Genomic DNA, 25841 nt, shown 5'->3' with positions numbered 1-25841 from the left:
GATATGGCGCCCGCCACAACGGCGGGATCCTTTCCCTCATGAGTGACACACCGGTCAAACAGCAGAACACGGCCGCGTTCTACGGGCAGGCCGTCGCGTCCTTCGCCATCGCCATGGCGGCCACGGCGATCGGGATCTATCGGATGGACGCCGACGCCTGGGTGCGCGCGTTCCTGGCCATCGCGGTCCTGTACCTGGTGACCTCCTCCTTCACCCTGGCGAAGGTGATCCGCGACCGGCAGGAGGCCGGGACGATCGTCAGCCGGGTCGACCAGGCCCGGCTGGAGAAGCTCCTCGCCGAGCACGACCCCTTCGAGAAGATCTGAGGGTTCGGGGGGAACTGAGGGTTTTCCCTGGGCTGAGCGGCCACTCTAAGCGGCCGCTCACCTTCGGCGGTATGGTGGAGCGACTGTACCGAGAGGGGCGAGCGAGGGATGAGTACGGCTCAGGAGACGGCCGGCGGCGAGATCGAGCCGTGGGAAGAGGTCACCCCTGACGCGGCCCGGCGACTGCTGGTCGCCGCCGTGGAGGCCTTCGCCGAGCGGGGCTACCACGCGACGACGACCCGTGACATCGCGGGACGCGCGGGCATGAGCCCGGCCGCCCTCTACATCCACTACAAGACCAAGGAAGAGTTGCTCCACCGCATCAGCCGGATCGGCCACGACCGTGCGCTGGACATCCTGCGCACGGCGGCGGCCGGTGAGGGCAGTGCGACGCAGCGGCTCGCGGAGGCGGTGAGCTCCTTCGTCCGCTGGCACGCGGGGCGGCGCACCACCGCCCGGGTCGTCCAGTACGAACTCGACGCCCTCGGTCCCGACGCCCGCGCCGAGATCCTCGCGCTGCGCCGGCAGGTCGACGCCGAGGTGCGCGGGATCATCGAGGACGGCGTGACGGCGGGGGAGTTCCAGGTCGTCGACGTCCACGGCACCACCCTCGCCGTGCTCTCCCTCTGCATCGACGTGGCCCGCTGGTTCAACGTCGACGGTCCCCGCACACCGGACGAGGTCGGCGCGCTGTACGCCGACCTCGTGCTGCGGATGGTGGGCGCGGCGAGCGATCAGAGGTAGTAGCGGGAGACGGACTCCGCGACGCACACCGGCTTGTCCCCGCCCTCGCGCTCCACGCTGAAGGCGACGGTGACCTGGACACCGCCGGTCACGTCCTCGACGCCGGTGATCGTCGCGGTGGCGCGCAGCCGGGAGCCCACCGGGACGGGCGAGGGGAAACGCACCTTGTTCGTGCCGTAGTTGACGCCCATCTTCACGTTCTCGACGCTGATCAGCTGCGGCCCGAACAGCGGCAGCAGGGACAGGGTCAGATACCCGTGGGCGATGGTCGTCCCGAACGGGCCCGCGGCGGCCTTCTCCGGGTCGACGTGGATCCACTGGTGGTCACCGGTGGCGTCGGCGAACAGGTCGATCCGCTTCTGGTCGATCTCCAGCCAGTCGGTGTATCCCAGCTGCTCGCCCACCGCCGCCTTCAGTTCCTCGGCGGACGTGAAGATCCTCGGCTCTGCCATGTCGTCTCGGGCCCTCTCGCGCGGTCTGATCCAGCGGTCTCATCCAGCAGTCTCATCTGCTAAGCGACTGCTTAGCATGGTAGCGGACGGGGCCGGTAGGGTTCGAGGGGTGCCTCAGATTCCCGAGAAGATCCATGAGCTCACGGTCGGCCAGCTCGCCGCGCGCAGTGGTGCCGCCGTCTCGGCCCTGCACTTCTACGAGTCCAAGGGGCTGATCACCAGCCGCCGTACCGCGGGCAACCAGCGGCGCTACCACCGCGACACGCTCCGCCGGGTCGCCTTCGTCCGCGCCGCCCAGCGGGTCGGGATCCCCCTCGCCACGATCCGCGAGGCCCTCGCTGAGCTCCCCGAGGAACGCACGCCCACCCGGGAGGACTGGGCGCGGCTCTCCGAGAGGTGGCGGGCGGAACTGGACCGGCGGATCCAGCAGCTCAACCGCCTCCGCGACCACCTCACCGACTGCATCGGCTGCGGCTGCCTCTCCCTGGACACATGCGTCCTGTCCAACCCGGACGACGTCTTCGGCGAACGGCTCACGGGGTCGCGCCTCCTGGGGGAGCGGAGGAAGTAGGGGGGACCCCGTTGAGCCGCGGGCAGTCGTGCCGCTGGGGCGGCACGGGTGGGCGCGGGCGGCACCCCGTCAGCGCCGGGCTGCGCGACCCACCCCCGCCCCGCCGCACCCCAGGTTCACTCGTACTCCGTCCCACCCTTCCGCGTCAGATACGCCCCACTCACCGCCTTCGCGATCGCCCGCCCCCCGGTCACCGCGCTGTACCGCTCCACAACGGGCCGGATCACCACACCCTCCCGCAGATGCAGCTCCCGCCCGGACACGGTCTCCCGCCCGGTCGCGATCCCCAGGACGACCTCACTGTCGTACGCCCCCTCGAACAGCCGGGGCACCAGCGGCAGTTCCCCCTCCAGCAGCCCGGTCACCTCCGCCGTGTCCAGCCACCGCACCACACCCCCGACCTCCACGGACACGTCGAACACCGCGTACCCGAGCGTCTCGCGCCGCCCGTCCGCGCCGTACGTCAGGTCCTGCACCCCCGAGCCGTACACCTCGCCGAAGACACCGACCCGCCGCGCCCCGAGCCGCTCGGCGACGCGGGCCGCCGCCTCGGCGACGCCGTGTCCGCGCACCGCCCGCCAGTACAGGTTCCGCGGGTCCTCCACCAGCGCCAGCGACTTCGCGCCGAACCCCTTCGAGGACACGTACGCCCGCCCCTCGGCGGCGACATACGTCAGCAGGCACGCCGAGCCGTGCAGCTTCTCCGTGAGGACCACCGGCTCGCCGGGCTCGAAGATGCCCGGGTAACGCTGGATGTTCTCGATGTCGACCCACGGCAGCAGATCCGCCGCCGCCTCGACGTCCCCGCTCATGGTGGGCGGGATCGGCGGCACCCACTTCACGATGCCGAGCCGCTCCGCGAAGTCGGTGCCCTCCTCGGCGGCCCGCGTCAGGTCGACGTCCGCCAGCGCCTTCGGCCGGCACACGATCCCCTGCGACAACTCGCCCCGCAGCCGCACCGCCTTCACCCGGTCCGACCTGCTGCCCGCCAGCCGCCCGGTCAGCCCCAGCTCCTCGACCAGCGCGGTCGGGAGAACCGCCTGCTCGGGGATGTAGAGGGCGGCCTCACCGGTGCGGTACGCGCCCTTGGCGACGACGGCCCGGTACAGGCCGACCTGCGCCAGTTCGAGGGCGTCGGCGTTGGGGTGCTCGTGCACGGTCAGGACTTCGGCGGTGACGCGCAGCGTCGACATCAAGGGGCTCCTTCGGTTCCTCAGCTCGGTTTCATCACCCCCAACTGTCCTTGTGGGAAAGGGATGGAGCGAACCGTTTAGAACCTGCTATGGCCCGCTCGCGCGGTACGCCCCGGTCGTGACGAAGGGGGGTGCGGCATCCCCGGCGCACCCCCGGTGTGCTCCCGTGCTCTCGGGGGACCTCAGGCCGACACGGACACCAGCAGCCGTCCGCGCCGGGCGTACGCCAGTGCCTCGGGGGTCAGGACGGGCCGCGGTACGAGGATGCCGCAGTCCGTGCAGACGGGGCCCGCCGACGGTTCGTGGTCCAGGTCGTACTTCCACTGCAGGCGTTCGCCGCCGCAGACCGGGCAGGAGTGGCCCGGTTCCCGCTCCAGCGCGCTGATCAGCCGGCGCAGCACCTCGGCCAGCGGCTCACGGGGGTGGACCCGCGGGTCGTCGCACCACGCCACGCCGAAGCCGCCCCAGGTCAGCCGGTGCCAGTCGTCGACACTGCCCGGCCTGCGCAGCCCGTCGTGCTTCTCCTTCTTGCGGCGCTCGGCGAACTCCGCCTCGTAGGCCAGCCACACCGTGCGCGCCTCCTCCAGCTCGTCCAACGCGGCCACGAGCCGCGCCGGGTCGGGGGAGCGGTCCTCGGGGCCGAACCCGGCCCGAGAGCACAGATGGTCCCAGGTCGCCCTGTGCCCGTAGGGGGCAAACCGCTCAAGGCACTTGCGGAGCGAGTAACGCCGCAGTGCCAGATCGCACCGCGCGTCTCGCGCCTGTCTCGCCAGACTCCGGAAACCCGCCATCGCCTTGCACCTCCGTCACATCTGCACCTGTACTTCGGTCACTTCGGCGTCGTCGTACGGACGTCGTCGAATAGACGTATCGACATGCGATTCGGCTCCCTCCGATCTCCACCGACCCCCACCTGCCGAAAACTTGACGCATGTTCATCTTCAATCCCGGGGATACCGCCGGTAACCTTCCGCCGACTCCCCCGTCGCTAGGAGCAGCCGATGCCACGGCGAACCCCACGCTTCACTCTCGACAGACTGAGAACTCCCGGCAGATTCCCCGGGTTCCTGAAGACCGCATCCATATGCGCGCTCATTGCCGGTCTTTTGTCGCCCCTCGCCCAGACGACGGCCGCGGCGGCCGACGTCACCGCCGCGAACGACTACTGCGGCGGCCAGTGCTCCGACATCCTGCCGCCCGGTGAGAACGGCAACGCCACGCTCGCGCAGATCCTGCTCAACCAGGCCTTCGGCACCCAGCCCGACCACGCCGAGGACCAGCTCGGCCCCTACGCCAACCTGGCCAAGGGCTACTCGACCCTCACCAACGCCACGATCAACACCTTCTTCAACGACGCGTCGTTCGGTGTCGCTTCCGATCAAGTCGCCTCCACCCTCAGTCCCGCCGGCCGCACCGATGTGACGATCGTCCGCGACAAGAAGACGGGCGTACCGCACATCACCGGTACCACCAGATACGGCACCGAGTTCGGCGCCGGGTATGCCGCCGCCCAGGACCGGCTGTGGCTGATGGACGTCTTCCGCCACGTCGGCCGCGGCCAGCTCACCGCCTTCGCCGGCGGCGACCCCTCCAACCAGGGTCTCGAGCAGCAGTTCTGGCGCAACGCTCCGTACACCGAGGCAGACCTCCAGGCCCAGATCGACAACGCCGTCGCCGCCAACGGCACCCGCGGCCAACAGGCCCTCGCGGACGCGAACGCCTACCTCGACGGCATCAACGCCTACATCGACGCCTCCGACAGCGGCCGCTACTTCCCCGGTGAGTACGTCCTGACCGGCCACAAGGACTCAATCACCAACGCGGGAACCATCGACCACTTCAAGGTCACCGACCTGGTGGCCCTCGCCTCGGTGATCGGCGCCCTCTTCGGCTCCGGCGGCGGAGGTGAGGTCAACAACGCCATCTCGCTCCTCGCCGCGCAGGAGAAGTACGGCGTGACGGAGGGCACCAAGGCCTGGGAGGCGTTCCGCGAACGCAACGACCCCGAGGCCGTCCTCACCGTCCACAACGGCGAGAGCTTCCCGTACGGCGCCAAGCCCGACACCGCCCAGGGCCAGGCGCTGCCCGACGCCGACACGGTCAGCACGGAACCGCTGGTCTACGACGCCACCGGCACCGGCGGCGACCAGAGCGCCTCCGCCACCGCCGAGGCCGCCACCGCGACCGCCCTCAGCTCGGCCCGGCGCGGCATGTCCAACGCCCTCGTCGTCAGCGGCTCGCACACCGCGAGCGGTCACCCGATCGCCGTCTTCGGCCCGCAGACCGGCTACTTCGCCCCGCAGCTGCTCATGCTCCAGGAGATCCAGGGCCCGGGCATCAGCGCCCGCGGCGCCTCCTTCGCGGGCCTGAGCATGTACGTCGAACTGGGCCGCGGCCAGGACTACGCGTGGTCCGCCACGACCTCCGGCCAGGACATCATCGACACCTACGCCGTCGAACTGTGCCAGGACGACTACCACTACCTGTACCACGGCACCTGCACGGCCATGGACGTCGTCGAGCAGAAGAACTCCTGGAAGCCGACCACCGCCGACGACACCGCGGCCGGTTCGTACACGATGCGGGTGTACCGCACCAAGTACGGCCCCGTGGAGTACCGCGCGACCGTCGGTGGCAAGAAGGTCGCCTACACCACTCTGCGCTCGTCGTTCATGCACGAGGCCGACTCCATCATCGGCTTCCAGATGCTGAACGACCCGGACTACGTCAAGAGCCCGCAGACCTTCCAGAGCGCGGTGCAGCACATCAACTACACCTTCAACTGGTTCTACGCCGACTCCACGCACACCGCGTACTACAACAGCGGCGACAACCCGGTGCGCGCGACCGGCGTCGACTCCGAGTTCCCGGTGTGGGCGCAGACGGCCTACGAGTGGAAGAACTGGGTGCCGGCCACCAACACGGCCACCTACACCCCGGCCTCGGAGCACCCCAACTCCATCGACCAGGACTACTACATCTCCTGGAACAACAAACAGGCCCTCAACTACACCACCGCCTCCTGGGGCGACGGCTCCGTGCACCGCGGCAACCTCCTGGAGAGCCGGGTCAAGGCGCTCGTCGCGGCCGGCGGGGTCACCCGGGCCTCCCTGGTGAAGGCGATGGCGGACGCGGCGCTCGCGGACCTGCGCGCCGAGAACGTCCTGCCCAACCTGCTGAAGGTGATCAACAGCTCCACGGTCACCGACTCCACGGCCGCGGCGGCGGTGAGCAAGCTGCAGACCTGGCTGACCGCGGGCGCCAAGCGCACGGAGACCTCGGCCGGTTCGAAGGCCTACGCCAACGCCGACGCCATCCGCATCATGGACGCCTGGTGGCCCCTGCTGGTCCAGGGCGAGTTCGAATCGGGCCTCGGCACCGACCTGTACACCGCGTTCACCGCCAACCTGCCGATCGACGAGGCCCCGTCGGCCGCCCACGGCCCGACCGGGGCCCACGCCGGAAGCTCCTTCCAGTACGGCTGGTGGAGCTATGTCGACAAGGACATCCGGGCCGTGCTCGGCCAGACCGTGCAGGGCGGACTGACGCAGAAGTACTGCGGCGGCGGCACCCTCAGCGGCTGCCGGGACATCCTGATCAGCACCCTGAAGACGGCGGCCGGCAAGACCGCGGCCCAGGTCTACCCGGGTGACGACCTGTGCTCGGCGGGCGACCAGTGGTGCGCCGACTCGATCGTCCAGCGCACCCTGGGCGGCATCAAGCACTACAACATCAGCTGGCAGAACCGGCCCACCTTCCAGCAGGTGGTCGAGTTCACGTCCCACCGGTAAGCGCTACGACGGCGGGACTACGACGGCGGGTCGCGTCCTAGGTGACGCGGCCCGCCGCCAGCACCACCCGCGCCAGCTCGGGGTGCACGATGTCACTGTGCGCCCCGGCCGGCGCCCCGCCCCGCCGGACCACCTCGGCCGCGTCCACGTTCACACACCCCGCGACCGGCAGTTTCCCGGGGGCCAGCACCTCGGCGAGCCGGTACGCGCGCGTACCCGGCACCGCCTGCACCCCGTCGTGCCCCATGGCACCCCACTTGGCGCCCAGCACCTCCCCGGCGAGTCCCCGAGCGTCACCGGCCATCCGGGAGGCCAGCGGGTACATCGTGCTCAGCGCCTGGTCGAACCGCGAGTAGCAGCACACCAGAGGTCCGTCGATACGGTTCTGATGCCCCTGGAGCACCCCCTGCGCGGCGAACGCGTAGTGCGAGAAGGCCCCCTGGAGCAGCGTCACCGACTTCACCGTGCGCACCCCCTCGGGCAGCCCGCGCAACGCGAACGACACCAGCCGACCGCCGAAGCTGTGCCCCACCAGGTGCACCCGCACGCCGGGCACCGCCTTGGCCAGCCGCCCGATCAGCGGCCCGAGTCCCCGTTCACCGACGGTCCCCGCGCGCCGCTTCATCGCGTAGTACGTCGCCTGCCGCAGCAGCTCCTTCGCCCCGTCCCAGGGGGTGGGCAGCGCGAACCCCCGTACGTCACCGCCACCGTCGCCGTCGAGCTCGGCCAGCGCGGCCGCGAACCCGGCGCACGCCTCGGCCGTCGACCCGGTGAACATCTCCGGCTCGTCCTGCGGCACGCCCTCGGCGAGCGTGTCGGCGGCGAACGGCGCCTGCGGGCCCTGCGGGACCGCGTCCACCAGCTCCCGCACCAGCCGGCCGAACTCCTCCAACTCGCTCTCCTCCGGGGGACGTTGCTCCAGCAGCCGGGCGATGCTCTCGACCACCGTGGCCCTCCCGGGGAACGTCTCCAGGAGCGCGTGCCGGGTGCCGTCGTCCAGACCCGGGGTCCAGACCGCCTGCGCGGTGTGCGGGAAGTCGGGGATCGGCTCGTCGCAGAAGCGCATCGACGGCCACACCACGCCCACGTAACCGATCCTCGCGGATGGTGGGGCGAGGGCGGGGATCGGCGAGAAGAAGCCGCTGTAGAGGCGGGTGGCGCCGGAGCGGTCGTTGTTCCAGCCGTGCGAGAAGAGGATCAGATCGCGGATCTTGTGCTTCTTGGCTCCGGCCAGCAGGCGGTCCCGTTGTGCGGTGTCCGCGTCGCCGTCCGCGTCGAAGGTCAGTTCCCAGTACGGGCTCACGCTCATCGTCGGTTGTGCCATGTCGCTCCGCTCCCGTCGCCCGGGCCTGTGCGATGTGCGGCGTATCGTCCTGCTAACCGGTGGACTTGGCTATACGTCATGGGTTGTGTTTCGGGTGCGGGCCGTCTGGGGTCGTTCGCGCCCACGCGGCGGAGCCGCATATCGATACAGCCCCGCGCCCCTTCAGGGGCGCCTTCAGTAGCCCTTTCTTCCTACATACCGACCGGTTAGTCTGGTCCTGCTGAGCCGTGTCGCGTCGTGTCGAAGGAGACCGATGGTGGGAGCCGTGCAGGGTGTTGGAGTGGTCGTCACCGGGGCCGGGGGCGGGATCGGGGCCGCGCTGGCCCGGCGGTTCGCCGCCGAGGGGGCCCGGGTCGTCGTCAACGACCTGGACGCGGGGCGGACGCGCGCCGTCGCCGACGAGATCGGCGGGATCGCCGTGCCCGGGGACGCCTCGGAGATCGTCGGCCCCGCCCGGGATGCGCTCGGCGGCGCCGTCGACGTCTACTGCGCCAACGCCGGGGTCGCCTCCGGTGGCTCCGAGGCGGCCGACGAGGCCGTGTGGGCGCAGGCCTGGGACGTCAATGTCATGGCACACGTGCGTGCGGCCCACGCCCTGCTCCCGGACTGGCTGGAGCGCGGCAGCGGGCGGTTCGTCTCCACCGTCTCCGCCGCCGGACTGCTCACGATGATCGGCGCCGCGCCGTACAGCGTCACCAAGCACGGCGCCTACGCCTTCGCCGAGTGGCTGTCGCTCACCTACCGCCACCGCGGGATCAAGGTCCACGCGATCTGTCCCCAGGGCGTGCGCACCGACATGCTGGACGCGACCGGCAGCGCGGGCGACCTGGTGCTCAAGCCGACCGCGATCGAACCGGAGGACGTGGCGGACGCCCTGTTCAAGGGCATCGAGGAGGACCGTTTCCTGATCCTGCCGCACCCCGAGGTCGCCGGTTACTACCAGGCGCGCGCCGCCGACCCCGACCGCTGGCTGGGCAACATGAACCACCTCCAGCAGAAGTGGGAGGCCGCCGGATGACCGCCTCGCATTGAAGGCGGGGCCGCGGATGCCGATACGCTCGCCGCTTACTGCAAGGACAGACTGGCGGCCACGACAGCCAGTGAGGAAACGCCCACGAGGCGACAAGGAAGGCAGGTGGCGGCAGTGCCCAGGACGACGGACGGCTCGGAGGCCCCTGTTCCGCAACGGCTCCTCGCCGCCGCCACCCGGCTCTTCGCCGAGCAGGGCTACGACCGCACCTCCGTGCAGGAGATCGTCGAGGCGGCCGGTGTCACCAAGGGGGCGCTGTACCACTACTTCGGGTCCAAGGACGATCTGCTGCACGAGGTGTACGCGCGCGTGCTGCGCGTCCAGCAGGAGCGTCTGGACGCCTTCGCGGACGCCGACGAGCCGATCGAGAAGCGGCTGCGGGGCGCGGCGGCGGATGTCGTCGTCACGACGATCGAGAACCTCGACGACGCGATGATCTTCTTCCGCTCGATGCACCATCTGAGCCCCGAGAAGAACAAGCAGGTCCGCGCCGAGCGCCGGCGCTACCACGAACGCTTCCGCGCGCTCGTCGAGGAGGGCCAGGAAGCCGGCGTCTTCTCCACGGCGACCCCGGCCGACCTGGTGGTCGACTACCACTTCGGCTCCGTCCACCACCTGTCCACGTGGTACCGCCCGGACGGCCCGATGAGCCCCCAGGAGGTCGCGGACCACCTGGCGGACCTGTTGCTGCGAGCCCTGCGGCCGTAGCAGGGCCGAGATTTTCGCGCCTCTTGACCAACCGAGACGGGTGGTGGGTGGGCATAGGCCGGGGGGCCGGGGGCGGAGCCCCCGGGGACGGGAACGGGAAGGGGCGGCGGGGGCGAGAAACCCCCCACCGCCCCCGACCCGTCACACGTACCGCTTCAGCTCACGCCGTGCCAGCGAGCGCTGGTGCACCTCGTCCGGCCCGTCCGCGATCATCAGCGTGCGCGCGCTCGCGTACAGCTCGGCCAGCGGGAAGTCCTGGCTGACCCCGCCCGCGCCGTGCAACTGGATCGCGCGGTCGATGATGTCGACGACCGCGCGGGGCGTGGCGATCTTGATGGCCTGGATCTCCGTGTGGGCGCCCCGGTTGCCGACGGTGTCCATCATCCAGGCGGTCTTGAGCACCAGCAGCCGCAACTGCTCGACCGTCACGCGCGCGTCGGCGATCCAGTTGTGCACCACGCCCTGCCGGCCGAGGGCCTTGCCGAAGGCCGTCCGGGACACCGCCCGTCGGCACATCAGCTCGATCGCCCGCTCGGCCATGCCGATCAGCCGCATGCAGTGGTGGATCCGGCCGGGGCCGAGGCGGGCCTGGGCGATGGCGAAGCCGCCGCCCTCCTCGCCGATCAGGTTCGTCACCGGCACGCGCGCGTCGTCGAAGATCACCTCGGCGTGGCCGCCGTGGGAGTGGTCCTCGTAGCCGAACACCTGCATGGCCCGCTTCACGGTGACACCCGGGGTGTCGCGGGGGACGAGCACCATGGACTGCTGGCGGCGGATGTCGGTGCCCTCGGGGTCCGTCTTGCCCATCACGATGAAGATCCTGCAGTCCGGGTTCATCGCCCCGGAGATGTACCACTTGCGGCCCGTGACGACGTACTCGTCGCCCTCCCGCCGGATGTGCGTGGTGATGTTGGTGGCGTCGGAGGAGGCCACGTCCGGCTCGGTCATCGCGAACGCCGAGCGGATCTCGCCCGCCAGCAGCGGCTCGAGCCACTGCTTCTTCTGCTGCTCGTCGCCGAACTGTGCGAGCACCTCCATGTTCCCGGTGTCGGGCGCGGCGCAGTTCAGGGCGGTGGGCGCCAGGTGCGGGGAGCGGCCGGTGATCTCGGCCAGCGGCGCGTACTGGAGGTTGGTGAGCCCCGCGCCGTACTCGGCGTCGGGAAGGAAGAGGTTCCACAGGCCCTGCCTGCGCGCCTGCGCCTTCAGCTCCTCGACCACGGCGGGCGTGTCCCAGGGGGAGGCCAGCGCGGCCCGCTGCTCCTCCGCGACCGTCTCGGCCGGGTAGACGTACTCGTCCATGAAGGCGAGCAGCCTGCCGCGCAGTTCCTCGGTGCGCGCGTCGAACGCGAAGTCCATGGCGGTCAGCCTTCCTGGAGAGTGGTCGTGCCGTGCTCGATGAAGACGGGGACGAGCTCCCCGATCCGGTCGAAGCCGCGCCCGACCGTCTGGCCCAGCGTGTACCGGTAGTGGATGCCCTCCAGGATCACGGCGAGCTTGAACCAGGCGAACGCCGTGTACCAGGAGACGGCCGAGACGTCGCGGCCGGAGCGGGCGGCGTACCGCTCGACGAGTTCGGCGGGGGACGGGTGCCCCGGGGCCGCGGCGGTCGTGGAGACCGGCGAGTCCGGCACCTGGAGCGGCACGCTGTACATCACGAGCAGGCCCAGGTCGGTCAGCGGGTCGCCGAGCGTGGACATCTCCCAGTCGAGGATCGCCTTGATCTGGTCGTCGGCGCCGATCAGGACGTTGTCGAGGCGGTAGTCGCCGTGCACGACGGCCGGGGCGGGGGAGGAGGGCAGGGCGCGGCCGAGCGCCGCGTGCAGCTCGTCGATCCCGGCGAGGTCACGGCTGCGGGAGGCGTCCAGCTGCTTGCCCCAGCGGCGCAGCTGGCGGTCCAGGAAGCCCTCGGGGCGCCCGAAGTCGGCCAGGCCCACCTCGGCGGGGTCCACCGCGTGCAGCTCCACCAGGGTGTCCACCAGCGACAGCACCGCGTCCCGCGTGCGCTGCGCGCCGAGCGGCGCCAGATCGGCGGCCGTGCGGTACGGGGTGCCCTCGACGAACTCCATGACGTAGAAGGGCGAGCCGAGCACCGCCTCGTTCTCGGGGTTCTCGCACAGCAGCACCGGGCGCGGCACCGGCACGCTCGTCGGGTGCAGGGCGCTGATCACCCGGTGCTCGCGCCTCATGTCGTGCGCGGTGGCCAGTACGTGGCCGAGCGGGGGCCGCCGTACGACCCACTTGCCCGTGCCGTCCGCGACCTCGTACGTGAGGTTCGACCGTCCGCCCTCGATCAGCCGGCCCGTGAGGGGGCCGGAGACCAGACCGGGGCGCTCGCGCTCCAGCAGGGCGCGCAACCGGTCGAGGTCGAGACCTGGCGGATGGTCGCTCATGACATCGCTCCTACGGACGGGTGAACGGTACCCGCCTTATCATGCCGACCGGTCGGTATGTAGTCCAGTGGTGGCACGCGACGTGATCGACCCCACCCTAGGCCGACGGCCGCCCGCGCAGTAGCGGGACCGGCCGTGGCGGACGATTTCCGGTCGCCTTTCCTGGCGCATCCCTGTCGCTGTCGACGGGGCGTCCGGGTTGCGTGGCGTTCGGTCACCCCGGAGGGTCGGTGACATGAAGGGCATCAGCTACAGCCGTTACGGCGGTCCCGAGGTCCTCGAGTACGGCGAGGTGCGCGACCCCAAGGTCGGCCCCGACGCGGTCCTGGTCAAGGTCCGGGCTGCGGCCGTCAACCCCGTCGACTGGAAGTGCCGCGAGGGCTATGTGGACCCCGTGCTCGACCCCGTCTTCCCGGTGGTGCCCGGCTGGGACGTCTCAGGCGTGGTCGTCCGGCCGGGGGTCGCCGTCTCCGAGTTCGCGGTCGGCGACGAGGTGATCGGGTACGTCCGGGAGGACTTCCTCTCCCGCGGCACCTTCGCCGAGTACGTCGCCGCCCCCGTACGCGCCCTCGCCCGCAAGCCCCGCAACCTCACCTGGGAGGAGGCGGCCGGACTGCCCCTGACCGGCCTCACCGCCTACCAGGTGCTGACCAGGGTGCTGAAGGTCAGGCGCGGCGAGACGGTCCTCGTCCACGCGGGCGCCGGCGGCGTCGGCTCGCTCGCCGTGCAGCTCGCGCGCCATGTCGGCGCACGGGTGATCGGCACGGCGAGCGAGGCCGGCCACGACTTCGTGCGCTCGCTGGGCGGCGAGCCGGTGACCTACGGCGAAGGGCTCGCCGAACGGGTGCGCGGGCTGGCCCCCGAGGGCGTCGACGCGGTGTTCGACACCATCGGCGGCGACACGCTGAAGGTCTCCGCCCAGCTGCTGTCCCCGGAGGGCCGCCTGGCGTCGATCGCCGTAGCCGACGTCGTCGGCTACGGCGGCCAGTACTACTTCGTACGGCCCGACGCCGAGGACCTCACCCGGCTGGCGGAACTGGCCGAACAGGGCGTGGTCTCCGTGCACGTCTCGGAGACGTTCCCGCTGGAGCGCGCGGCGGACGCGCACCGGCTGAGCCAGGAGGGGCACGCCCGCGGCAAGATCGTGGTGACGGTGGAATGGGAGGAGGACGAGGAGCCGGACAGCCGGTCGAACAGCTCGGGCAGGTCCTAGACCAGCCCTAGACCACCAGCGCCGCCGCGCACACCGCCGTTGCCACCGCGCACAGGACCGCGCAGGCGGCCTGCCGAGGGGACATTGCGAACGGCTCCGGTGCCGCGGCCAGCGTGTGGATCCGGCGGTGGGCGAGCAGCAGAAAGGCCAGCCACAGCGCACAGCACAAGGAGCCGGCGACGATCCCCGCCGCCGTGGCGCCGCCCTGCAGCGCGGTCTTCACGGCGAGCACGGTGGCGACCGTGCTCGACAGGGTCGTACGCCGCCAGGCCAGCCGTGTCCGCTCGGGCTGCAGCCCCGGGTCCCGGTCGGGCTCCCCTCGGCCGGTCGCGCCGTGCAGGGGCGCGTCGCTCATCCGGCCCACCCCGCCAGCACCACGACCACCATCGCCAACGCCACCAGCGCGACCACCACGCTCAGCAGCGCCGGGAAACGGGACGCCGGCAGGTCCTCGCCGCGGCGCATCGCCCGTTCGCAGCGCATCCAGTGGTTCACCGCGCGCAGCGAGCACAGCACGCCCGCCGCGAGCAGCGCCAGCGCGAGACCGACCCGCCAGCCCCAGCGCAGGTCCGGCAGGAACTGGTCGACCGCGAAGCCCCCGCCGATCAGCGCGAGCGCGGTCCGCAGCCAGGCCAGGAACGTGCGCTCGTTGGCCAGCGAGAACCGGTAGTCCGGCGTGCTGCCCTCCTCCCGCACCTGCTCGGGCGCGAACCACAACCGGACGTTCCGTACGATCTCGATCACGCTTAGGACCCTACCCGGCGGCTGTCGCGGGCCCGTTGTCAGTGCCGCCCGCTACGGTTTCGGGCATGGACCACCCCACGGCACTGGCCGGGTACGCGACGCCCGGGCACGGCATCGCTCCCGCCGAGCACCTCCTCGGCCTGCCCGGCTTCTGGCCCGCGTACTACGGACCGACCTGGGATGCCTTCGCCGACGACCCGGAGCTCTTCGGCGCGGACCACGCGGACGTGGACGCGGCGGCCGAGGCGCTGTACGCCGGGGCGGACGTGTGGCCGGCGTACCGGATACCCCTCGCGCGGGGGTGGACGGTATGGGTGGTGCACCGCAACTTCCCGGACGACTCCGGCACGGACTACCTGCTCACGGGCCCCGGCCTGCCCCGCGAGCGGGAGCTGGCCGTCATCGACGGACACTTCAGGGGCCCGGGCCTGTCCTGGCCGGACCTGGTCGCCGCGGCCGACTCGCCACCGGCGGACGGCGAGGGCGTCCGCGATCCGCACCGGCGGCTGCTCCTGCTGCTCCCCGCCTACGGCGACGCGGACACCCCCGTCGAGGAGGCGCTGGAGCGGATATCGGCCGCACTGGTCGCCGTCGGCGTGGATCCGCACGAGGCGCCCGCCGCGGCGGAGCGGTTCCTCGACCACCCCTTCTGGGAGGGCCCGTACTGGTCGGGGCCGGGCGACAGCCCGCTCAGCGGCGGCAGCGGCGCGCACCCACCGATACGCCAGGCCCTGCTCAGCTCCTCGCCCGGTGCTCCTTGAGCCGCTCGTAGGCCGCCAGCCCGTCCGGCACCCACTCCCACTCGGAAAGGCGCTGTTCGACCTCCTCCTCGGACAGGAAGGCATGCCAGGCGACCTCCTCGACCTGGGGGCTGACCGGCAGCGCGCAGCGGACCTCGTACACCGCCGACCACCAGCTCTGGCCGGCGCCGTTGTTGTAGAGGAACTTGAAGAGGAACTCCGGGCGGGGCAGCCCGCTCACGCCGAGTTCCTCCTCGGCCTCGCGCAGGGCCGCCTCGTCGTAGGCCTCGCCCGCGCCGACCACCCCGCCGACGAACATGTCGTACAGGGAGGGGAAGACCAGCTTGGTCGGGGTGCGGCGGTGCACGAAGACGCGGCCCTCGGCGTCTCTGGCCTGGATGAACACACAGCGGTGCCGCATCCCCTCGGCATACGCCCGCCCGCGCGGGAACTGCCCGACGACCTGGTCGTTCTCGTCGACGATGTCGAGGATTTCGTCAGCAGCGCTCATGCGCCCATCCAAGCAGGCGGCCGGCGCCGGCGTCCGCTCCGGGGACTACTGCGGCTGGAGGCTCGTGACGCGCTCGCGCGGCGCGACGCCCGAGGGCATCGCCGGGTGCATGCCGAGCAGGACGATGCCCGCGACCACTGCCGCGAGCCCCGCCGCCTCCCAGGCCAGCGCGCCGGTGTCGGTGCGCAGTTGGTCACCGAGGAAGCCCACCCCGCAGACGATGCCGGCGAGCGGCTGGGCCGCCGTCAGCGCGGGCAGCGACATCCGCAGCGGTGCCGTCTCGAAGGCGCTCTGCACCAGCACCAGACCGGTCACCCCGAGCGCGAGCACCGCGTACGGCTGCCAGCCGGTCATCAGCTCGCCGAGACCGCCCGCGGAGAAACGCTGGCCGCTGACCCGGGTGAGGGCGTCCTGGACGCCGTAGAGCAGACCGGCCGCGAGGGAGAGGAGGACCGGGCCCGAGCTGAGCCGGGAGCGTTTGGCGTACGTGGTGAGCAGCAGGGCGAGGCCCACCATCACGCCGATGATCAGCCAGTGCCGCAGCGGATCGTCGACCGCGGTCCCGCCGCGCGGCTCGCCCGCCACGATGAACGCGGTCACACCGCCCGCGAGCAGCACGAGGCCCGCCCAGCCCTGGCGGCCCAGCGGCTGCCGGGTCTGACGGCGGGACAGGGCGAGCGCGAAGAGAAGGTTCGTGGCGAGCAGCGGTTCGACCAGGGAGACCTCGCCCTGCCCGAGGGCGATCGCGCCCAGCACCATGCCGGCCACCATCAGACCGATACCGCCCAGCCAGCGCGGCACCTTGATCAGATCGAGCAGCAGCCGGGGCGACAGGAAGTCGCCGAGCGGTGCCTTCTGGGCGGCGTTCTGCTGGAGCACGAACCCGAAGCCCAGGCAACAGGCGGCACTCACGGCGAGAACAAGAACCAGAACCGACACGCTGCGTACCTCGATCATCCGGTCGGACCACGGACGGGGTGCGTAGTGGCCGACTGTAGCCTCCCAGCGCTCTGCCTGCCCCTGGGAGTGCCCGGAAAGCTGCCTCCGGGAGAACCCCGACGCGGTCGGGGCCACCCGGAACCGGGCGCCTGACTCGGTTCGCGGCGCCGGGCGGCGAGGCCGAGGGGCGCGGGAGACCGTAAGGCCATGGTGTGCGCTCCCGCCGGGCCGCGCCATGGCGTACGCCACATCCGCCCGGTCACGGCACCCGCACCGTACGCCCCACCAGCGCAAGCACGTTCTCAAGTTCCTTTCCCGTCACGGCAGTTGACACCTGTCACGGACGTCCGGCCCTTGACGCTTGGCGGTGCCTGGGGGTTTGCTGTGCGTGATCGGCCGATCGCGGGCCGATGCCAGATCCGTCACCGAGGAGGATGAGGAAGCCCCGCGGTGCCCCTACCCCCACACTCCCGTCGCGGCCGCCGACGCGCCGCCGCCCGGACCCCCGACCCGGCCCTCGACGACACCGAACTGGGTGCCGCCCGAGCCGCGTTGTCCCAGGGCCGCCGTCAGGCCGCCCGCTCCCTGCTCGCCCACACCGGCGACGACTGGGACCGCCGCGCCCACCGCGTCACCGTCCTCGCCCGGGAACCGTACGCCGCCGCCCGGGCCCACGACTGGCTCCTCGCCGAACCCGGCTGCCCCGACGCACGCGTCCTGCACGCCCTCGCCCAGGTCCACCGCGCCCTGCGCGGCCGACAGGACCCGGCCGTCGCCCGCGCGGCCTGCCGGGCCGCCGCCGACTCCGCGCCCGCCGACCCCACGCCCTGGCTGGGCCTGCTCCTGCTGGAACGCGACGGCGGCGCGGAGGCCGTACGGATCTTCGAGGAGATCCGCGCCCGCCACCGCGACCACCACCACGCCCACCATCTGATGGTCGCCCGGTTCGCCGAGCGCCGCGCCGACCGCGGCCCCGACCCGCTGCACGAGGTCTACGACTTCGCCGCCTGGGCCGCCGAACAGGCACCCGCGGACTCCCCGCTCGCCATCCTCCCGGTCGTCGCGCACGCCGAGCGCTACCGCGTCCTCGCCGGACACGGCTTCGCGCCCGCAGACCCGGCCGCCTCCGGACACTGGCGCGACGCCCGCGCCCGGGACGTCATGAAGGCCGCCTTCGACTGGTGGCTGGAGTGGGAGCACGACGGCCACCCCCGCCGGCTGATCGACCTGAACTTCCTCGCCCACGCCAAGGTCTGCGAGGGCCGGGGCGCCGAGGCGGCCGCCCTCTTCCAGCACATCGGCGACCACCTCACCCCCGAACCCTGGTCGTACCCGGACCGCGCCCCCGGCCCGGCCTTCCGCACGGCGCGCGCGGCCGCCCTCGGGCTGAGCGCGAGTTGAGAAGTGATGACGGAAGTCTGACGGCTCCGGGGAAACCTGGCCCCGCCGCGCCCCCGAGTGTTCGAATGGATACGTGAACCCCGAACCGTCCGAGGAGCGCGGCACACCCGTCGGCCGCCGTGTCTTCCTCGGCACCCTCGCCCTCGGCGCCCTGGGGGTCGTCGCCGCGCCCCCGCTCCAGCGCGGGCTGGAGGCCTTCCTCGGCAGCGCCGCCGACAAGGACCCGACCGGCCTGACCGGACTCCTCCCCAACGGCGGCGGCTTCCGCTACTACTCCGTGGCCTCCTCGGTCCCGCACAGGAACGCCACGACCTACCGCCTCACCGTCGACGGCCTCGTCGACCGCCCCGCCACCTACACCCTGGACCAGCTCAGGGCCATGCCGCAGACCCGCATGGTCAAGGACGTCCAGTGCGTCACCGGCTGGCGGGTGCCCGACACCCCCTTCGAAGGCGTACGGCTCTCCGCACTGCTGGACGCGGCCGGAGTACAGGCCAAGGCCGGCGCGATCCGCTTCACCTGCTTCGACGGCACCTACACCGAGAGCCTCACCCTCGCCCAGGCCCGCCGCGCCGACGTCCTCGTCGCCCTGCGCATGCAGGACAGGGACCTCGGCCACGACCACGGCGGCCCGGTCCGCCTCTATGTGGCCCCCATGTACTTCTACAAGTCCGCGAAGTGGCTCTCCGGCATCACCGTCACCGAGGACGTGAAGCCCGGCTACTGGGAGGACCGGGGCTACGACGTCGACGCCTGGGTCGGCCGTTCGAACGGGCGGGACGATGAGCCTACGAGCTGAGGCACCGCCCGTGACCAGGATCCCCCGCTTCACCCGCGCCGAACGGTGGGTCCACCGCACCACCGCCCTCCTCATGGGCGTCTGCGTGCTGACGGCCGCCTTCCTCTACGTCCCCGAGCTCGCGCAGCTCGTCGGCCGCCGCGAACTGGTGGTCCGCGTCCACGAGATCGCCGGCGTCCTGCTGCCGGTGCCCGTCCTCGCGGGCCTCGCCTCCCGGGCGTTCCGCGCCGACCTCGGTCACCTCAACCGCTTCGGCCCGCACGACCGCCGCTGGCTGCGCGCCGCCCTGCGCCGGGACAAGCGGCGGGAGTCGCGTCCGGCGGCCAAGTTCAACGCCGGGCAGAAGATCTACGCGGCCTGGATCGCCGGGGCGACGCTCGTGATGCTCGGCACCGGGCTGATGATGTGGTTCACCCACCTCACCCCGATCATGTGGCGCACCAGCGCGACCTTCGTCCACGACTGGCTCGCCCTCACCATCGGTGTCGTCCTCGCCGGCCACGTCGGCATGGCCCTCGCCGACCCCGAGGCCCGCCACGGCATGCGCACCGGCTCGGTGAGCCGTGACTGGGCGGAACGCGAGCATCCACTCTGGCGGGACTGAGCCGGGCCGGGGGCACGGGGCGGGAGCCGCCCACTCAGGGGCGCGGGCCGGGGGAGCGGGACGGGGGAGCGGGACGGGGGCACCCCGTCGGCGTCGGGCACGCGGAACCCGTGGCGCGGGCTGACGACGACGGCTGGTGGGTTGAGGGCCTCGTGGGAGTGGGTGGGTGGTGTTGGTGGGTCGAGGTGTTCGCGGGAGCGGGAGCGGGAGCGGGTGGGTGGGGCCGGCGGGGCGAGGTCTGTGCGGGGGCCGGTGGGTGGGGTTGGTGGGTCGGGGGCTTGGCGGGGGACGGTTAGTGCGGCTGGTGGGTCGGGGCTTGGTGGGGGATGGTGAGTGCGGCTGGTGGGTTGAGGTCGGTGCGGGGGCCGGTGGGTGGGGTCAGCGCGGCGAGGGCTTCGCGGGGGATGGTGAGTGCGGTCGGTGAGCCGAGGTCTCCAAGGGGGTCGGTGAGCGTGGCCCGTGGACCGGGTGAGCCGAGCAGGCCGGTGGAGCCGGAGTCGGCTGCGTCCGGCAGGCCCGGTGAGCCGGAGGCTCCGGGCTTCTGTGTCGGTCCGCTCACCTCCGGCCCCGGCACCCGGAACGCGTCCGCCCTCACCGCCTCGGTCGCCGCGTACCGCACGCTCACGGTCACTCCGGCGGGCCCCCGTGCGGCCCCCGGGCCGAGGTCCGGGACCACGGTCGCCAGCACCAGCCCGTCCCCGTCCCCGTCCCCGGACCGCGCGACGGCGTGGAGAGGACCGGCCACCTGCACATCCCCCACGAGCACCGTCCCCTCCCGCAGCAGCTCCGCGTGGTCGAAGTAGGTGCCGCGCAGTTCGATGTGGAGCGGATCGCCGGGCCGTGCCTCGCCGTCTCCGCCCACGTCGACCGAGGCGATCGCGTAGGCGCAGGCGGGCGTGGCGGTGGCCGGCGGATCGGTGAGCCGGGCGGTGACCGAGGGCCGGGACCGGTGGAAGGCGAGGAGGCCGGCCAGCACCCGCTGGGCCGCCCGCCCCTTGCAGGTGTTCAGCCGCCCCGTGAGTGCCGCGTGGTCCCGTTCCGCCGCCGCCCAGCTCCCGCCCTCGCGTCCCTGGACGGCGAGGCAGGCGTGGGCGAGCCCCCGCAGCACCGTCCATTCGTCGCCGACGGAGGCGCGGGGGACGAGCCCGAGCGCGTCCCGGCACCTGTCCGGCGAGCGGAGCAGGTCGTACACGCTGTCCGGGTCGGGCCGGTGGTCGGCGTCGGGAGAGGCAGGGCCGGGCGGCAACCAGGCGGGAACGGCGGGCGCCGCCGTCGTACTCGTACTCGGTGACGGCGTACGGGAGACCCTGGGGGCGCGCGGGGCGCCGCCGCCCGCCTTCGCGCCCCCGGACCCCAGCGCACTGGGCCCCGGCGAGGGCGCCGCGGACGGAGTCTCCGCGACGGGACCGCCGGACAGCGCCCCGCCCGAGCCCGCGCCCGAGCCCTTGCCGGAGTCCTGGGCCGTCCCGCCCGACACGTTCGTGCCCCCGCTGCCCCGCCCCGCGGAACCGCCCGCTTCCGTCACGGCGGCCGTCGCCACGGCGATCGCCCCCACGAAGAGCAGCGCCGACACACGCGTCCCCAGCGATACGGCCATGACGTCCCCCCAGTCGTCGCCCCCGGATCATCATGGGCCGCCCGTACCGCTCGGCGGAACCCCCTACAGCTACAACACGAGTGAGAGCAGCAGCACCAGCCCGCCCGCGACCACCGAGATCAGGGTCTCCATGACCGACCAGGTCTTGAGGTTCTGGCCGACACCGACCCCGAAGTACTCCTTGACCAGCCAGAATCCGGCGTCGTTGACATGGCTGAAGAACAGCGAGCCGGCGCCGATCGCCAGGACGAGCAGGGCCGTGTGGGTCGTCGACATGTCGGCGGCGAGCGGGGCGACCAGACCGGCCGCCGAGACCGTGGCCACCGTCGCCGAGCCGGTCGCCAGCCGGATCGCCACCGCGATCAGCCAGGCCAGCAGCAGCGCCGGGATCGACCAGTCCTTGGAGATCTCCAGGACCATCCGGCCCATACCGCAGTCGATCAGCGTCTGCTTGAAGCCGCCGCCCGCGCCGACGATCAGCAGGATGCCCGCGATGGGTGCGAGCCCCTTCTCGACCAGGCCCGATATCCGCTCCTTGGAGAACCCGGCGGGCCGGGTCAGCGTGAAGAAGCCGACGAGGACGGCCGCGAGCAGCGCGATCAGCGGGGAGCCGACGACGTCGAAGACGCGCTGCACGGTGTGCGTGGGGTCGTCCACGACGATGTCGACCAGCGCCTTGGACAGCATGAGGACGACGGGCAGCAGGATGGTGGCGAGGGTGGCACCGAAGCCGGGCCGCCGCTCCAGCTCCTCCGACGGCCGCTGGGGGATCATGCGTTCGGGAGCCGGGACGTCCACCCAGCGGGCGGCGAACCGGGAGAACACCGGCCCGGCTATGACGACGGTCGGTATCGCGACGAGGACGCCGAGGGCCAGCGTGACGCCCAGGTTGGCGTCCACCGCGTCGATCACGACCAGCGGCCCGGGGTGCGGCGGCACCAGCCCGTGCATCACGGACAGACCGGCCAGCGCCGGGATGCCGATCCGCATGAGCGAGTAGTTGCCCCGCTTCGCGACCATCAGCACGACGGGGATCAGCAGCACCACCCCGACCTCGAAGAACAGCGGGAGACCGATCACCGAGGCGATCAGCACCATCGCCCACGGCATGGAACGCCCGCCCGCCTTGGCGAGGATCGTGTCGACGATCTGGTCGGCGCCGCCGGAGTCCGCGAGCATCCGGCCCAGGATCGCGCCGAGGGCGATCAGCACGCCCACACTCGCGACCGTGGCCCCGAGCCCGGTGGTGAAGCTGGTGATGACCTTGTCCAGCGGCGCCCCGGCGAACGCGCCGAGCGCGAGCGAGCCGATGGTCAGCGCCAGGAAGGCGTGGAGTTTGAACCGGGTGATGAGCAGCACGATGACGGCGATGCCCGCCAGCACGGCGATGCCCAGCTGAGCGTGCCCGGCCGAGGTGATGGGCTCGGCGGTGTCCGCTGCCAGCATCTCGGCGCTGAGTCTGGTCACGGGTGTCCCTTGCAGTTGTGGAGAGGAGAGGAGAGGAGAGGAGAGGAGAGGAGAGGGGAGGGGAGGGGAGGGGAGGGGAGGGGTTTTACGGGGAGGTGGTTCTACGGAGCGCCGTCGTCGGACAGCCCGGCGAGCGCCCGCGCGGCCCGCTCGGTGATCTCCTCGGGCGTGCCGGAGACGTCGACGACGACCCCCGCCTCGTCCGGCTGGAGCGGCTGCAGCGTGGCGAACTGGGAGTCCAGCAGCGCGGTCGGCATGAAGTGGCCCTGCCGGTGCGTCATCCGGTCCTCGATCAGCGCACGGTCGCCCGCGAGATGCACGAACACCAGCCCCGGAGCCGTGGCCCGAAGCCGGTCCCGGTAGGACCGCTTCAGCGCCGAGCAGCTGACCACTCCGCCCGCTCCGGCCCGCCCGTGCGCCCAGGCGCCTATGGCGTCCAGCCACGGCCACCGGTCCGCGTCCTCGAGCGGGACACCGGCCGACATCTTGGCGATGTTGGCCTGCGGGTGGAAGTCGTCGCCCTCGGCGTACGGGACGCCCAGCCGGGCGGCGAGCAGGGGACCGATCGTGGTCTTGCCCGTGCCGGCGACGCCCATCACCGCGACGACGTGGGGGGTACGCATCTCTGCCTCGCTGCCTTCCGAAGCCGTCTTCCGACGACACCTGATGTCGACGACACTGAACCGATTAGGTACGACGAATTCAAGAGTCTGTGACAAATAAGTCTGACTTTTTGGGTCTGTGATCCACCCCGTACGCTGAGTGCATGACCACTCCGGGCCGGGGTCTGCACGGCCATGTACTGGACACCCTCGGCCCCGCCATCACGGCGGGCGAGTACCCGCCGGGCAGTGTGCTGCGCACCGACGAACTGGCCCAGCGCTTCGACGTCTCACGCTCCGTGATGCGCGAGGCGGTCCGTGTCCTGGAGTCCATGCACCTGGTCGAGTCCCGCCGCCGCGTGGGCGTGACGGTGCGCCCCAAGGCCGCGTGGAACGTCTACGACCCACAGGTCATCCGCTGGCGGCTGGCCGGCGCCGACCGCCCGCACCAGCTGCGCTCGCTCACCGTCCTGCGCTCGGCGATCGAACCGGTCGCGGCGGGTCTGGCGGCGCGCAACGCCACGGCCGAGCAGTGCGCCGAGCTCACCGAGTGCGCGCTCGGCATGGTGGCCCACTCACGCGGCCACAAGCTGGAGGGCTATCTCCTGCACGACATCGCCTTCCACCGCGTGATCCTCACCGCGTCCGGCAACGAGATGTTCGCCCGCCTCGGCGACGTCGTGGCCGAGGTCCTCACGGGCCGTACCCATCACCAGGTCATGTTCGAGGACCCCGACCCGGCCGCGGTCACCCTCCACGTCCAGCTGGCCGAGGCGATCCGTGAGGGCGACGCGCCCCGCGCCGAGCGGCTCACCCGCGAGATCATGGCGGGTGCCCTCCAGGAACTCGACGTCCTCGCGCCCTGACCCAGGGCCCTACCCCTCCGGGAACTCCCCGTCGACGTACACCCACGCCCCGTCCACCCGCTCGAACCGGCTCACCTCATGCAGTGAGCAGCCCCGGAAGGACGCCCGGAACTCCACCGTCCCCCTCGTGTGGAACGCGGACCCGTCCTTCGTCGCGAGGATCTCCAGCCCCGTCCACCGCGTCCCCGGATCGAGGTCGAGCCGCGCCGGCCGGGTCCGCGGGTGCCAGGTCCGCGTCAGATACGCCACGTCACCCTTCACGAAGGCGCAGTACCGCGACCGCATCAGCGCCTCGGCGGTGGGGGCGGCAGCACCGATGGGGGTCCCCCCGGTCGAGCCGGTTCGAGACTGGGGGAGGAAACGGCCGCAGCAGGCGTCGTACGACTGAGGCAGCCCGCACGGGCAGGAACGCGTGGTCATGGCCGCCATTGTGCTAGGCCGTCGCGCGGCTCTCGGTCAGGGGCAACGGCGGCAGCGCCGGTCGGTACAGCCATGCCTCGAACAGCTCGTCCAGCGGCTCCGGGGTGAACCGGGCCGCGTGGGCCGTGAACAGGGACGTCGTCACCGCGCCGCCCCGGTGCAGACCGAGCCAGCCGCGCAGCATCCGGAAGAACGCGTCATCGCCGAGGGCGCACCTGAGGGCGTGCACGGTGAGCCCGCCGCGTTCGTACAGCCGGTCGTCGAACATCGTCTTGCGGCCGGGGTCGGCGAGCTTCAGGTCCTGTGGGCGCGAGGACAGCAACCGGTGTGCGGCGGCGGCGAGTTGCTGTGCGCTGCGGCCGCCCGACCGCTCCGACCACAGCCACTCCGCGTACTTCGCGAAGCCCTCGTTGAGCCAGATGTGCCGCCAGTCGGCGATCGACACACTGTTGCCGAACCACTGGTGGGCGAGTTCGTGCGCGACCAGGCGCTCCGAACCCCGCGCCCCGTCCACGTGGTTGACGCCGAACAGCGACAACCCCTGGGCCTCGACGGGGACATCGAGCTCCTCGTCGGCCACGACCACCGCGTACTCGTCGAACGGGTAGGGCCCGAACAGCCGTTGGAACAGATCCATCATCCCTGGCTGGCGCGCGAAGTCCCGTGAGAACTGCGGCAGCAGATGCGCCGGTATGTGCCCGTGCATCGGCACACCGCCCAGGCCGGGGTCGCCCAGCAGCACCGTCTGGTACTTGCCGATCGCCAGCCCGACCAGATAGCTCGACGTCGGCGCCGACTGCTCGTACACCCACGTCGTCGTGGACGCCTTCGTGGTCCGGGTCAGCAGCCGGCCGCCCGCCACCACCGAGTACGCCGACGGCGTCGTGACCGAGATCAGATACGACGCCTTGTCGGCGGGGCGGTCGTTGCACGGGTACCACGAGGGCGCCCCCACCGGCTGGCTCGCCACCAGCGCGCCGTCCGTCAGCTCCTCCCAGCCGATCCCGCCCCAGGGGCTCGACACCGGCTTGGGATTGCCCGACCAGTGCACCTCGACGGTGAAGGCGGCCCCCGCGCGCAGCGACTTGGCGGGGCGGATACGGAGCTTGCCGCCCCGGTGCGTGTAGTGCGGCTGCCGGCCGTCCACCCGCACCCGCCCGATCCTGAAGTCGGCCAGGTTCAGCTGGAATTCGGCCAGCGGCGCACGGCCCGCGATCGCGTTGATCCGGGCCGTCCCCGACAGCCGGTTCGGGCCGGGACGGTAGTCCAGCGTGAGTTCGTAGCGATGGACCCGGTAGCGGGGATCACCGCTGCCCGGGAAATACGGGTCCGAACCCACTGACTGCTGCACTGCCACTTCCGCGTCCGCTCCCTGCGCCGTACTCGAACCGATCTTCGGTGCACCGCCC

The 25841-nt window shown here is 71.9% G+C and carries 27 protein-coding genes; 12 read left to right on the top strand and 15 right to left on the bottom strand.

The annotated features are described in order from the left end of the window. Positions 1–38: 38 nt before the first annotated feature. Both ACLZN2_RS38395 and ACLZN2_RS38390 read left to right on the top strand, forming a co-directional pair. The gene (locus ACLZN2_RS38395) at positions 39–326 is read left to right on the top strand and encodes a YiaA/YiaB family inner membrane protein (RefSeq protein WP_416984225.1); all 288 of its coding nucleotides are present in this window, start codon (positions 39–41) and stop codon (positions 324–326) included. A gap of 108 nt (positions 327–434) precedes the next feature. Further along, entirely contained in the window at positions 435–1070 is a 636-nt protein-coding gene (locus tag ACLZN2_RS38390; RefSeq protein ID WP_416984224.1) for a TetR/AcrR family transcriptional regulator, read from the top strand. On the opposite strand, the gene ACLZN2_RS38385 is transcribed toward ACLZN2_RS38390, so the two are convergent. Beyond that, positions 1061–1522, bottom strand: coding sequence for a MaoC family dehydratase (locus tag ACLZN2_RS38385; protein WP_416984223.1), 462 nt, complete (start codon positions 1520–1522; stop codon positions 1061–1063). The two genes, ACLZN2_RS38390 and ACLZN2_RS38385, sit on opposite strands and share 10 nt — an antisense overlap. 109 nt (positions 1523–1631) lie before the next feature. Here ACLZN2_RS38385 and soxR point away from each other — a divergent pair, with 109 nt between their 5' ends. Next, complete coding sequence (gene soxR, locus ACLZN2_RS38380; protein WP_416984222.1) at positions 1632–2093, top strand: redox-sensitive transcriptional activator SoxR; 462 nt, start codon at positions 1632–1634, stop codon at positions 2091–2093. 116 nt (positions 2094–2209) lie between these two features. On the opposite strand, the gene ACLZN2_RS38375 is transcribed toward soxR, so the two are convergent. Together ACLZN2_RS38375 and ACLZN2_RS38370 are read right to left on the bottom strand one after the other, a co-directional pair. Further along, positions 2210–3286 carry an RNA ligase (ATP) gene (locus ACLZN2_RS38375; protein ID WP_416984221.1) on the bottom strand — a complete coding sequence of 359 codons (1077 nt, stop codon included), beginning with the start codon at positions 3284–3286 and terminating at the stop codon, positions 2210–2212. 182 nt (positions 3287–3468) lie between these two features. Then, a complete protein-coding gene (locus ACLZN2_RS38370; protein ID WP_416984220.1) occupies positions 3469–4077 on the bottom strand; it encodes a hypothetical protein in 609 nt (202 codons plus the stop codon). Positions 4078–4287: 210 nt separating this feature from the next. On the opposite strand from ACLZN2_RS38370, the gene ACLZN2_RS38365 reads away from it, so the two are divergent. Continuing rightward, positions 4288–7077, top strand: a complete 2790-nt coding sequence (locus tag ACLZN2_RS38365) for a penicillin acylase family protein (RefSeq protein WP_416984219.1) — start codon at positions 4288–4290, stop codon at positions 7075–7077. Positions 7078–7114: 37 nt separating this feature from the next. Here the strand turns inward: ACLZN2_RS38365 and ACLZN2_RS38360 are convergent, their stop codons facing one another. Further along, positions 7115–8401, bottom strand: a complete 1287-nt coding sequence (locus ACLZN2_RS38360; RefSeq protein WP_416984218.1) for a serine-threonine protein kinase — start codon at positions 8399–8401, stop codon at positions 7115–7117. A gap of 253 nt (positions 8402–8654) precedes the next feature. On the opposite strand from ACLZN2_RS38360, the gene ACLZN2_RS38355 reads away from it, so the two are divergent. After that, the gene (locus tag ACLZN2_RS38355; RefSeq protein WP_416984217.1) at positions 8655–9419 is read left to right on the top strand and encodes an SDR family oxidoreductase; all 765 of its coding nucleotides are present in this window, start codon (positions 8655–8657) and stop codon (positions 9417–9419) included. Positions 9420–9545: 126 nt separating this feature from the next. Then, positions 9546–10139, top strand: a complete 594-nt coding sequence (locus ACLZN2_RS38350; protein WP_416984248.1) for a TetR/AcrR family transcriptional regulator — start codon at positions 9546–9548, stop codon at positions 10137–10139. 141 nt (positions 10140–10280) lie between these two features. Here ACLZN2_RS38350 and ACLZN2_RS38345 read toward each other — a convergent pair whose 3' ends face one another. Both ACLZN2_RS38345 and ACLZN2_RS38340 read right to left on the bottom strand, forming a co-directional pair. After that, a complete protein-coding gene (locus ACLZN2_RS38345; protein ID WP_416984216.1) occupies positions 10281–11495 on the bottom strand; it encodes an acyl-CoA dehydrogenase family protein in 1215 nt (404 codons plus the stop codon). Between the two features lie 5 nt (positions 11496–11500). Beyond that, positions 11501–12529, bottom strand: a complete 1029-nt coding sequence (locus ACLZN2_RS38340; protein WP_416984215.1) for a phosphotransferase family protein — start codon at positions 12527–12529, stop codon at positions 11501–11503. A gap of 235 nt (positions 12530–12764) precedes the next feature. On the opposite strand from ACLZN2_RS38340, the gene ACLZN2_RS38335 reads away from it, so the two are divergent. Further along, complete coding sequence (locus ACLZN2_RS38335; protein ID WP_416984214.1) at positions 12765–13742, top strand: NADP-dependent oxidoreductase; 978 nt, start codon at positions 12765–12767, stop codon at positions 13740–13742. 7 nt (positions 13743–13749) lie between these two features. Here the strand turns inward: ACLZN2_RS38335 and ACLZN2_RS38330 are convergent, their stop codons facing one another. Continuing rightward, entirely contained in the window at positions 13750–14097 is a 348-nt protein-coding gene (locus ACLZN2_RS38330) for a DUF202 domain-containing protein (protein WP_416984213.1), read from the bottom strand. Further along, a complete protein-coding gene (locus ACLZN2_RS38325; protein ID WP_416984212.1) occupies positions 14094–14486 on the bottom strand; it encodes a YidH family protein in 393 nt (130 codons plus the stop codon). The genes ACLZN2_RS38330 and ACLZN2_RS38325 overlap by 4 nt, the downstream gene beginning before the upstream one ends. Before the next feature lie 65 nt (positions 14487–14551). Between ACLZN2_RS38325 and ACLZN2_RS38320 the strand changes: the two genes are divergently transcribed. Next, positions 14552–15247: a hypothetical protein gene (locus ACLZN2_RS38320; protein WP_416984211.1), complete on the top strand. Its 696-nt coding sequence runs from the start codon at positions 14552–14554 to the stop codon at positions 15245–15247. Here the strand turns inward: ACLZN2_RS38320 and ACLZN2_RS38315 are convergent. Beyond that, positions 15222–15737, bottom strand: coding sequence for an NUDIX domain-containing protein (locus tag ACLZN2_RS38315; RefSeq protein ID WP_416984210.1), 516 nt, complete (start codon positions 15735–15737; stop codon positions 15222–15224). The genes ACLZN2_RS38320 and ACLZN2_RS38315 overlap by 26 nt on opposite strands. A 45-nt stretch (positions 15738–15782) precedes the next feature. Continuing rightward, complete coding sequence (locus tag ACLZN2_RS38310) at positions 15783–16676, bottom strand: DMT family transporter (protein ID WP_416984209.1); 894 nt, start codon at positions 16674–16676, stop codon at positions 15783–15785. Between the two features lie 450 nt (positions 16677–17126). On the opposite strand from ACLZN2_RS38310, the gene ACLZN2_RS38305 reads away from it, so the two are divergent. From ACLZN2_RS38305 to ACLZN2_RS38295, 3 genes are all read left to right on the top strand, one after another. Beyond that, positions 17127–18077, top strand: coding sequence for a hypothetical protein (locus ACLZN2_RS38305; protein ID WP_416984208.1), 951 nt, complete (start codon positions 17127–17129; stop codon positions 18075–18077). Between the two features lie 73 nt (positions 18078–18150). After that, positions 18151–18876, top strand: coding sequence for a molybdopterin-dependent oxidoreductase (locus ACLZN2_RS38300; protein ID WP_416984207.1), 726 nt, complete (start codon positions 18151–18153; stop codon positions 18874–18876). After that, a complete protein-coding gene (locus ACLZN2_RS38295; protein WP_416984206.1) occupies positions 18860–19480 on the top strand; it encodes a cytochrome b/b6 domain-containing protein in 621 nt (206 codons plus the stop codon). The genes ACLZN2_RS38300 and ACLZN2_RS38295 overlap by 17 nt, the downstream gene beginning before the upstream one ends. Before the next feature lie 292 nt (positions 19481–19772). On the opposite strand, the gene ACLZN2_RS38290 is transcribed toward ACLZN2_RS38295, so the two are convergent. The 3 genes from ACLZN2_RS38290 to ACLZN2_RS38280 all read right to left on the bottom strand — a co-directional run bounded on the left by ACLZN2_RS38290 (position 19773) and on the right by ACLZN2_RS38280 (position 23167). Then, complete coding sequence (locus ACLZN2_RS38290) at positions 19773–21077, bottom strand: hypothetical protein (RefSeq protein ID WP_416984205.1); 1305 nt, start codon at positions 21075–21077, stop codon at positions 19773–19775. 69 nt (positions 21078–21146) lie between these two features. Then, a complete protein-coding gene (locus tag ACLZN2_RS38285; RefSeq protein ID WP_416984204.1) occupies positions 21147–22544 on the bottom strand; it encodes a GntP family permease in 1398 nt (465 codons plus the stop codon). A 101-nt stretch (positions 22545–22645) separates the two neighbouring features. Next, on the bottom strand, positions 22646–23167 hold the full coding sequence (locus tag ACLZN2_RS38280) for a gluconokinase (RefSeq protein WP_416984203.1): 522 nt from the start codon (positions 23165–23167) through the stop codon (positions 22646–22648). A gap of 143 nt (positions 23168–23310) precedes the next feature. Between ACLZN2_RS38280 and ACLZN2_RS38275 the strand changes: the two genes are divergently transcribed. Then, a complete protein-coding gene (locus ACLZN2_RS38275; protein ID WP_416984202.1) occupies positions 23311–24012 on the top strand; it encodes a FadR/GntR family transcriptional regulator in 702 nt (233 codons plus the stop codon). A gap of 9 nt (positions 24013–24021) precedes the next feature. Here the strand turns inward: ACLZN2_RS38275 and ACLZN2_RS38270 are convergent, their stop codons facing one another. Together ACLZN2_RS38270 and ACLZN2_RS38265 are read right to left on the bottom strand one after the other, a co-directional pair. Then, entirely contained in the window at positions 24022–24432 is a 411-nt protein-coding gene (locus tag ACLZN2_RS38270; RefSeq protein ID WP_416984201.1) for a YchJ family protein, read from the bottom strand. 13 nt (positions 24433–24445) lie between these two features. Continuing rightward, positions 24446–25789: a M1 family metallopeptidase gene (locus tag ACLZN2_RS38265; RefSeq protein ID WP_416984200.1), complete on the bottom strand. Its 1344-nt coding sequence runs from the start codon at positions 25787–25789 to the stop codon at positions 24446–24448. Between the last annotated feature and the right edge of the window lie 52 nt (positions 25790–25841).

The sequence above is a fragment of the Streptomyces sp. T028 genome (assembly GCF_048159505.1).
Taxonomy (GTDB): domain Bacteria; phylum Actinomycetota; class Actinomycetes; order Streptomycetales; family Streptomycetaceae; genus Streptomyces.
Note: the sequence above shows the minus strand (reverse complement) of the source record. Positions and strands in the feature narration are given on the sequence as shown.